Source organism: Anaerovorax odorimutans (assembly GCF_024459955.1).
GTDB lineage: Bacteria > Bacillota > Clostridia > Peptostreptococcales > Anaerovoracaceae > Hominibacterium > Hominibacterium odorimutans_A.
In genome coordinates, this window is record NZ_JANFXK010000015.1 from 95,472 (window position 1) to 104,759 (window position 9,288).

A 9,288-nucleotide genomic window follows, 5' to 3' on the forward strand; every position below is an offset into this window, starting at 1 on the left:
GTTCCCATTTTCGCAAAAACCTACTTCTCGTAGATCTTCTCTCCGTCCAGCCAGGTTTCGGCCACGGTTATGTTTCTCAGTTCATCGTATTCTTCCGGCGCCAGATCCAGCGGACAGCGGTCCAGTACCGCAAAATCGGCCATTTTTCCAACTTCTATGGAACCGGCAATGTGGGATCTGCGTACAGCCTTTGCCGCGTTGATGGTGTAGGCTTTCAGCGCGTCCTCCAGCGTGATTGCCTGCTCTGCTCCCAGTACATTTCCCAGTATGGTCTTTCTGGTTACACAGGCATGAATCGCTTCCATTGGGTTGGGGGTAGTTACCGGCGCGTCGGAAGAGAGGACCAGAGGCGCTCCATACTTCTTGAACCAGCCCATCGGCGAATAGTCCTTTGCTTTTTCCATACCAACGCCTTCTACCACGCCGTCGCCGTACAGATAATTCATTTCCGGCTGCGGAACCGGATAGATTCCAACTTCGCCCATACGTTTTACCTGTTCCTCAGTCGGCAGGCCGCAGTGCTCGATTCTGTGAATGGCCTCCGGCCATGGATCTTCTCTCTGTGCGGTTTCGATGGCTTCGATGATCGGTTCCATAGCAAGATCTCCCTGGGCGTGGGTAATGGTATGCAGCCGATTCTTGTGGGCCTTAATCAGAAGTTCTTTCAGCTCTTCCGCCGTATGATAGTTGTAGCCGTGGTGCCGGTCACTGTCCATATAGCCGGTGCTGACATTGGCAGTTCCCGCCAGCAGGGAAGCGTCCGAATAGAATTTGATCGAACCGATGGTCAGCCAGTCGTCACCGAAATCGCTGTTAAAGCCCAGCTTGATTACGTCGTCCAGATAGTTGGAAAGGAAGGACATTTCCATACGCATTTTCAGCTTGCCCTGATCTCTGGCTTCCAGATAGGTATTCAGTTCCTGCTTTGTCAGCTGTACTTCATCCACAGTCGTGATGCCTGCGCGGACAAAGTAGCCCTGACCGACTTCAAAACGCCGCATCAGATTTTCCTTTGTATCCGGCATATGGATGTTCGGCCCGTGGTTTCCCGGACGCACGCCGTCCATACCGGAGAGGAAATCATTGGCGCTGTCGAACAGGGGACCGTTTGGTCTGCCCTGGCTGTCTCTGCCAAAGGAGCCGCCTTCCGGATCAGGCGTATCGTCCTTAATGCCGATATCTCTTAAAAGCTTTGTATTGCACACATTGCAGTGGCCGCTGGTATGCATGATCTGTACATATACATCCTTGGAAACCCTGTCAAGATCCTCGCAGGTCGGGTGACGCATCTCCTTGAACATCCGCTGGTCAAAACCGTATCCCCGGATCGGTTCTCCCGGAGGCAGCGTCTTTGCGTGTTCCTTTAAGGCGTTTACAAGGTCGTCGATGGACGCTACCTTCGGATAGCTGAGATCGGCCCAGATCTTGCACATGCCCAGCATCATCGGGTGGGTATGGGGATCGACAAAACCCGGTGTCAGGCATTTGCCTTTCAGATCAATAATCTCATAATCTTTTTCCGCTGCCTGTTTGCAGGCTTCCAAAGTTCCCTTTGCCGCTATCTTGTTTCCATCTACGAAAACGGCTTCCACATCGTGATCTTCTGCCATTGTTAAAATTGTTCCGCCAGTAAAAATTTTTTTCATCTCTCAAACCTCCTTAAAAATGCTCTTTAGCTGTTTTTCCTGCCCCTATAAAGAGCAATTACCGTGCCATACTGTTTTCCGCCTGCGGGGAAACGCCTGCAAAGGTTGAAATATAAAGGAAAAAAAGAAAAGGAACCAAAGATAACTTTGATTCCTTTCATATAGTCACAAATGACTATATAGTCGTTTGTGGTTTTCCAGTCTCCGGGATTGGCATTTTTAACCGGTCTGCTGCAAAAATCCTCCGCATTAGTCACAATTGACTACCCCTGTACGTACTTTCTGATTTTCCTGGCTGCCGTGGTCTGGCTGATATTAAGCGCCCTGGCGACTTTGATGGAAGACCCCTCCCTCTCGTAAACGCTGCGGATGATCCGCCCCTCGTATTGTTCCATCGCTTCTGCGAGATCCGTAACCTCCTGATCGTGCCTGACAGCAGTCTCCGAATACAGCTCTGTCTCCGTAAGGATGTTTTCCGGCAGCACGGTTTTCGTAATGACATTTCCCTGTGAAGTGATGGCCATACGGTTAATCACATTTTCCAGCTCCCTCGTGTTTCCCGGCCAGGAATATTTTAAGAACAGGTTGAGAACGGCCGTATCAAAGATTCGTTCAAGGCCGTATTTCTTGTTGGCCGCGTCCAAAAGAGATTTGCTCAGATAGAGGATGTCCTCCTTCCGCTCACGAAGGGGCGGAACGTTGAAGGCCACCGTATTCAGACGATACATCAGATCCTGGCGAAAAGTTCCCTGCCGCACCGCCTCGGCAAGGTCCTTATTGGTCGCGGAAATGAACCGGCAGTCCGCACGTATGACCCCGGTGCCCCCTATTCTGCGAAACTCCCGGTCCTGAATCACCTTGAGCAGCTTGACCTGTGATGAAAGCGGCATTTCTGACACTTCATCCAAAAACAAAGTCCCGCCGGCGGCTGCTTCGATCAGTCCTTCTTTTCCTCTGGAATCGGCCCCTGTAAAGGCCCCTTTTTCATATCCGAACAGCTCGGATTCAATTAGATTCTCCGGCATGGCGCCGCAGTTGATCTCTACGAACCGGCCTTCCTTCTTTTCGCTCAGGTTATGTATTTTCTTTGCCAGCAGCGTTTTCCCCACGCCGGTTTCTCCCTGAAGGAGAATGTTTACATCATATTTAGCTACGCTCTGCATGGTTTCCAGCGTCTGCTGGAAATCCCGGTTGTCTGTGTGGAAATCTTCAATAATCGCGGTTTTATAAGCCAGCTCATCCATAGTATGGTTGTACTGATCGATTTTTTTCATGAAATCTTCGTACATATCCCGAAAACGTGCGTATTCGCTGATATCCCTGGAAAAAGTCACCACTTTTGCGATTTTTCCCTGTTCGTCCGTTACGGGAAACGCGGTTACAATTATTTCGATGCCGCTCTTTACTTTCTGGATTAAGTTAACCTCCCTGCCGCTCTGCAGCACGGTCGCCGCGGCCGATGGACGAAAAAGGCCTTCTTTTTCCATGTCGTAAACCGAACGCCCGATCAGCTCCCTGGCATCGACTCCGTAAAAATCCATTGATTTGTCCTCTACCTGAATGACAACGCCTTTGCTGTCCGTAATCAACAGTCCCTGACAATTGAGCGATTTAAAGAACGCATCCATGATCCTGTCCATCTGCTACCTCCATATTAACCGGCCCGGAATTTCATTTCTTCTCTATTATAGCGTAAAAGGCAGACAACCTGTCAAAATATTTATAAAACTCCTGAAAATTGGATAATGATCCACTCTAGGCCTGCCTACAGATATTCCCTACACAAGAAAAACTGTCTGACAGAGATCAATTCTGCCCGACAGTTTTTTGTTGTCACCGGTTAATCGTCAAAAGTTCCTTCTCATCTTTTACAGACGCGGCTTCCGAATCGTCATCGACCTTTCTTTATAAGTGCCGCTTCCCCCTGCTGAATCACAGCCTCCGCTGAATCCACACCGCACGTTCCCTCCATAGGATTTCCGTGCATCTCCTGCACGGCTGCCGCGGATCTGCTTCGGACGATCAGCATTACAATTGCTGTAACGATCACGGCAATACCGCCGCAAATTAAAAACATCGCAAAAAATAAACCCATAGTTCCCTCCTTCTTAAATTTTGAATACACAACAACTCTGTTTTCAGTTTACACTACTTTCCGAAATATTTCCAGAATATTTTTTATTTTTTTACAATGAGCAAATGGTCTGATACAGGAAAACGAGCCGCCAGGCTCACCGCAAAATCACCCATATTCTCTTGAAAACAAAAGAATATGGGTGATTTCGTTATGCCAACAGGCTCAGTCAGTGCTCTCCCGCTGCCATCTTATACTTAAGCTCTCGCTCTCTTCTTTTTCCGATTTTTCTTATTCGTACCGATTCTGGCGGCCTTGACCTCTTCGGCACATCTGGCATGCAGCTCTTTTTCCGTCTTGCCTGCGGAAGGAGGCGGAATATCCAGGCGTTTTTTCCTGAGTGCATCGTATAGCAAGGTCTTGGCATGGATGGATACAAAGCGGGAAATGTTCACCCGATTATACATGGCCTGCAGATTGTCCGGCCCCATCATCCGTTTTACGTCAAAAGTGATATTCATAATTTTAGCGGCATTGATAACCGTTTCGTCGCACAGATCGGCGTCCAGCTTTTTCAGAGCCCGCTTGAGAACATTGATGGTAATGACAAGATAGATGATGACAAAGGCCATAATATACGGCGCCACGGCCATCATGTTGGCCTTTACCACAAGTCCGACCCCTTCATTGGGCAGCGCGAAATATAAAACAATGATCGTCGCGAACAGTAAGATAAATTTATTACGGCTCATAAGATTCCTCCTTCATAAAGCTGGCGGAGGGGCTAAGCCCCTCCCAGCCTTCCCAGCGGCCTTTCGGCTTAATGATCCAGTATTGAAAGCCCTCCGTCAATGGCGTCCACCATGATATAATAATCCACCTCTTCATCGTCCAGGCAATGAAGAATGTAAAACTGTTTGTGAAAGTACTCCTTTTCTATAATGGTGAACTCCGGAGGGGTCAGCAGCTTTGCTTTGCTCAGCTGCTGTTTCAGCACAAAATCATGACCGATCCGCTGCCAGTCTTCTTCTGTGATCTGCTCGCCCAGAGTCAGATCCTCATCAATCAGGGTTTCCTCAAATTCCGGAGTTCCTTTGCCTTCCGCCGCAGATCCGGAAACGAGATCGATGATACAGTCGCACAGCTTATTCAGCTTTGACCAGGATCTTTTTCCGAAGTCGATTTGGTAACGCAGAAACACGTAAGGGTAAAAAACCTCTTTGATGTCGACGATGTTGGCGTCGCCGTCGCAGTTCCACAGGATGGTCTTGGCATCCTCAGCGGTATATCCATTTTTAACAAGTTTGCTGTTTAACATGCAGTTTGCTCCTCTATTTGCAATATCAACAATACATCAACGCATAGTCCGTTGCTTAGAGAAATCTCTAAGTTCTATAACTAGCTTTGCAATAAACTATAATAACCATTAGCACTATTGCCTTCTATAGGTCTTTCCCCCTACTGTAATAGTGTCTGGGTGCCCACGATCTACCTGAAGAACAACTTTTTTGCCATTTACTTTAGTTGAAAAGGTGAGAATTTCATACGATAAAGTTATACTAGGAGATCTTGATTTTAACTTCAATGTTCCAGTATAGGTTACTTTATTCACATATACATTTTTTAAATAGGCCGTACTTTTATTCAGTTTTATGTATTTAGTAGAAGAGTATTTGTACGTCCCTCGAACTCCCCAAGGTATTTTATCATCAAAGATTGACGTCGGAGTTGCTTCTGTTGCAATAAGATTTTCCTGTTCCGCTGCAATAACATTGTCACTATCTGCAAAGCTAACAGATGTCGCAGATAGTATTAACATTATTGTAACACATACTAGACATATCTTCTTCATTGCGCTCTCCCTCCTTTTACTATTACTACACAACAAACTATGCGTCGATACCATATTTATATCTATTTTATAGCCTCCAATTGACCGAAGGTTTTATTTGCAAATACAAACTGCGAAATTGCCTTGCTTTCCGTTGAAAGATGTTTGGACGTAGCCACCTGCACCTTTTTGGATACATTGGCTTTCTTTCCTTTGGCCCGTTCCATCAGATCGCACATATCCTTGCTGGTCGGTTTGCCGAACTGACTGAAAATCAGCATTGCGATCCAGGACAGAATTACGCCGGCGAAGAACTGATGCATCCCTGTAACGGACTCCAGGCCTCCCCAGGACCAGATCTGTACGGTAGCGCCGCCTACAATCATTGAGGCGACCGAGCCGGTAGCATTGGCCTTCTTCCACCAAACCGCACACACATAGCTTGGCAGGAACGCGCAGCCCATGAAGCTGAAGGTATCCACTACCAGGTCGAATACGCCTGGGGGTTTTAGAATGGCAACAGCGATGCCGATGATTCCGGTAATGATGATCGCTGCCTTGGATACGAATACCACGCTTTTATCGGTAGCATTCGGTCTGAGCCATCTTTTGTAAAAGTCTATGGAAACAATAGTTCCGATCAGCAGCAGCAGCGCCGCTACCGTACTCATGATCGCTGACATGATCGCCGTCAAAACGATGGCCGACACAACACCCGGGAACATCAGATTCGCCAGCGTCGGAATAACCATTTCCGGATCCTTGAAGCCAGGAGCCACTTCCTGGGTTAAAAGAACGACTCCGCACAGACCCAGGATATATGGCGTGAAGCAGAACAGCTGCGTCCAGATAGTTGCGTATACGACGGTTGTCTTGGCCGTCTTAGGGTTGGCCATCGCCATATGCTTGTTGACGCAGTGCGGCAGGCCCATGTAGCCGATCAGGTAGACCAGCACGGCCCCGGCGATTACGCCCCAGGCGCCTTCGTACTCTCCGCCTTTGCCCCAAATGCTCAGGTATGTAGGATCAATCGCTGCCAGTGATTCGTTGAGACCTGTAAATCCGCCAACCTTAATCAGGGACAGAATTAAAATCGTGATCAGCGAACCGATCATAATGAAGCCTTGAATTACATCCGTCCAGGCTACTGCGAAATAACCTCCTACGAACGTGTAGAACAGGATAACCGCACAACCTACGACCAGTCCGATCTCCAGCGGGAAACCGAATAGGCTTACCAGCGTCTTTCCTGTTGCCAGGAACTGGGCCAGTACATAGCATCCCAGTCCGAATACCGCAATGATGCAGGCGATAACTTTTACTGGTATGGATTCATACCGCTTTTCCAGATATTCAATCGGAGAGATGGCATCCAATAGCTGTGACAGTCTCCGCATCCTTCTTCCCAGCACCGAGATGTTAACCAATCCGCCGCCGGCATCGCCTACGGCATAAAAGATCGCGAAATATCCCAGCAGATAAGCCTTTGACGGGCCTCCCATGAACATGAATCCGCTCATGGCCGTGGTCTGCAGCGTCAAAGCCGTTACCAGGGGACCCATGGATCTTCCTCCCAGCATGTAGTCTTCAGAACTCTTTGCCCTGCGGTTCCAGAAAAGACCCATACTGATCATGCCGATAAAGTAAACAGCCAATACAATGATCTCTACCCTCATTTGGCTGCACCCCCTCTTCCTTTGACACTTTGTTCAAATTCCGAATCATCGATCTGATCGTCCTGCTTTTTCATAATTCCGTACACAACGAAGGCCAGCACAATGAAAATAAACGGCCAGCTCAGGGTTGCAAAAAAAGTCCCTGCAGGCATTCCTATGATTGTCATAAAACACTCCTCCTCTCAGATAAAATCATTTCTGAATAATGATTACAAACCAATTGTAGTAATTTTCAGATAATTTGTCGAGACGAGGAGGTCTGATTTAAATGAAATTTAATATGCGTTTTAACTGGACTTTAACTTTATTTAAGATGGTTATAAAAGGATATGCGGTATGCCTGTATCTTTTCCCCTGCCGCATTGCCGCCCCGATGGAGCAGACTGAAAATTACAAAGAGCATGCCGTTGACAACCAGGCCGAATAGGGCGCAGCCGCTGGTATCGATGTCTGTCAGCGCCGCAGTCAGGAAAAATACCAGAATGCCGCCCCAAAGGCCGGCCAGCGCGCCTTTCGATGTTGAACGGGGCCAGAAAAGGGCTCCCAATACAGGAACGATCAGCTGCATCATGCCTCCCAAAGCAATGACTCCCAGCTGAAAGACGCTCTGCGGGATGACCAGAATCAATATGTATGCTGCAATTGAGATCAGTAAAACCGACCATTTGGCAACTGAGAGAAGCCTGCGTTCGGTTATCTTTCGATTGATATATTTTTTATGGATGTCCATCGTATAGATGGCGGCCAGCGCATGAATCTGGGAATTGGCTGTGGAAAGGATTGCCGCGGCAATTCCGATGAACACAAAGGCACACAGCAGCGGCGGCGCGTACCGGAGCATCAGGCTGGCGATCAGGGTATCGCCGGCCTTCCCGCCTTCGTTGAGCAGGATACTGGCACTTCCGGCAAAGAGAGTACCAATACAGATGATCGAAGACAGGCAGAGAAGCAGCGGCAGCAGGTCAAAATTTTTTACAGACCCTGACGAAAAGTTGCGAATCCACATCTGAGGCCCCATAAAAGCCCCCACCGGGACTACGACAAACAGACTCAGCCACAGGCCAATTCTCGCGGAACCCTCTTCTCCTCCCAAAGTCACATGGCTGACATCGTCAGCTACCACTGCGGCGAACATTTTCTCCATACCACCAGCAGTCTTCATCAGAAACAGACCGCACCCCAAAATTGTAATGATAATCAACGCCCCGTAGAACATATCCGTCAGCGCGACAGCCCGCAGCCCCCCTGCCCACAGATAAATAACCAGAATAGCGAAGAAAATCAGTCCGCTGACCTGCCAGGAAATATAGCCTTCCGTAGCGATCTGTATCAGAAAGAGCCCTCCTACCATCTGTACCTGTATGTAAATCATGGTAAAGACAACGGCAATACCGGTCACCGTCAGACTCAAAGCTTTAGAGCCATAAATATCGCTGAAAAAATCCGCAGGCGTCACATAGCCGCGGCATTTCCCGTAGAACCAGATTCTCCGGCCGACTCCGTAAAAGAGCGCCGCAAAAAGCGCATCCCATCCTATGGTCGTCATGTAAATGGGGCCCTGTTCATAAAAATAGGAAATCGCACCCATAAAGGCAAACGCGCTCATCCACGTAGCAAACACCGTAGCGTACATGGGAAAAATTTTCAGCCCTCTGCCCTGAAGGAAAAAGTCCGAAATAGTCGGCAGCGACCTGTTTCTGGCTATTTCAGCTAAAAGCAGCGGAATGAAAGCAAATATGCAGATTATCAGCATCACCACGGAATTGACAGGCATCAGGCAAAGCTCCTCCCTTGAATAAATATGCCTTTATTCTACCATAGTTATGGATTATAATGAACATATTGATTGAGATCGGCTTCGCCGTAAGGTGATGTTCATTGAAACTTGCTGCGACATGGCTTGCAAGTTATAATAAATATACCATTGGAATACGGCTTTGCGGCAGGGTGATATTTATTGAAAGATGCTCGACACGGCTCGCATCTTATAATGACCCTCCATTGATATCGGCTTCGCCGTAAGGTGATGTTCATTGAAACTTGCTGCGACATGGCTTGCAA

At 48.1% G+C, this 9,288-nt stretch carries 9 protein-coding genes; all 9 read right to left on the reverse strand.

Annotation, left to right across the window (positions count from 1 at the left end; translation table 11 throughout):
• Nucleotides 1–20: 20 nt before the first annotated feature.
• The 9 genes from NE619_RS13250 to NE619_RS13290 all read right to left on the reverse strand — a co-directional run bounded on the left by NE619_RS13250 (nucleotide 21) and on the right by NE619_RS13290 (nucleotide 9,001).
• Nucleotides 21–1,646, reverse strand: a complete 1,626-nt coding sequence (locus tag NE619_RS13250) for an amidohydrolase (protein WP_256132903.1) — start codon at nucleotides 1,644–1,646, stop codon at nucleotides 21–23.
• A 263-nt stretch (nucleotides 1,647–1,909) separates the two neighbouring features.
• Nucleotides 1,910–3,286, reverse strand: coding sequence for a sigma-54 interaction domain-containing protein (locus tag NE619_RS13255; RefSeq protein WP_256132904.1), 1,377 nt, complete (start codon nucleotides 3,284–3,286; stop codon nucleotides 1,910–1,912).
• Between the two features lie 251 nt (nucleotides 3,287–3,537).
• Nucleotides 3,538–3,741: a hypothetical protein gene (locus NE619_RS13260; RefSeq protein WP_256132905.1), complete on the reverse strand. Its 204-nt coding sequence runs from the start codon at nucleotides 3,739–3,741 to the stop codon at nucleotides 3,538–3,540.
• Between the two features lie 236 nt (nucleotides 3,742–3,977).
• The gene (locus NE619_RS13265) at nucleotides 3,978–4,472 is read right to left on the reverse strand and encodes a hypothetical protein (RefSeq protein WP_256132906.1); all 495 of its coding nucleotides are present in this window, start codon (nucleotides 4,470–4,472) and stop codon (nucleotides 3,978–3,980) included.
• 68 nt (nucleotides 4,473–4,540) lie between these two features.
• Nucleotides 4,541–5,038 carry a hypothetical protein gene (locus NE619_RS13270; protein WP_256132907.1) on the reverse strand — a complete coding sequence of 166 codons (498 nt, stop codon included), beginning with the start codon at nucleotides 5,036–5,038 and terminating at the stop codon, nucleotides 4,541–4,543.
• Between the two features lie 114 nt (nucleotides 5,039–5,152).
• On the reverse strand, nucleotides 5,153–5,572 hold the full coding sequence (locus NE619_RS13275) for a hypothetical protein (RefSeq protein WP_256132908.1): 420 nt from the start codon (nucleotides 5,570–5,572) through the stop codon (nucleotides 5,153–5,155).
• A 62-nt stretch (nucleotides 5,573–5,634) separates the two neighbouring features.
• The gene (locus tag NE619_RS13280; RefSeq protein WP_256132910.1) at nucleotides 5,635–7,227 is read right to left on the reverse strand and encodes a sodium/proline symporter; all 1,593 of its coding nucleotides are present in this window, start codon (nucleotides 7,225–7,227) and stop codon (nucleotides 5,635–5,637) included.
• Nucleotides 7,224–7,394 (reverse strand): hypothetical protein, encoded by a 171-nt coding sequence (locus NE619_RS13285; protein WP_256132911.1) that lies wholly within the window; start codon nucleotides 7,392–7,394, stop codon nucleotides 7,224–7,226. Before NE619_RS13285 ends, NE619_RS13280 begins: the two co-directional genes overlap by 4 nt.
• A gap of 137 nt (nucleotides 7,395–7,531) precedes the next feature.
• Entirely contained in the window at nucleotides 7,532–9,001 is a 1,470-nt protein-coding gene (locus tag NE619_RS13290; protein WP_256132912.1) for a sodium:solute symporter family protein, read from the reverse strand.
• Nucleotides 9,002–9,288 lie beyond the last annotated feature (287 nt).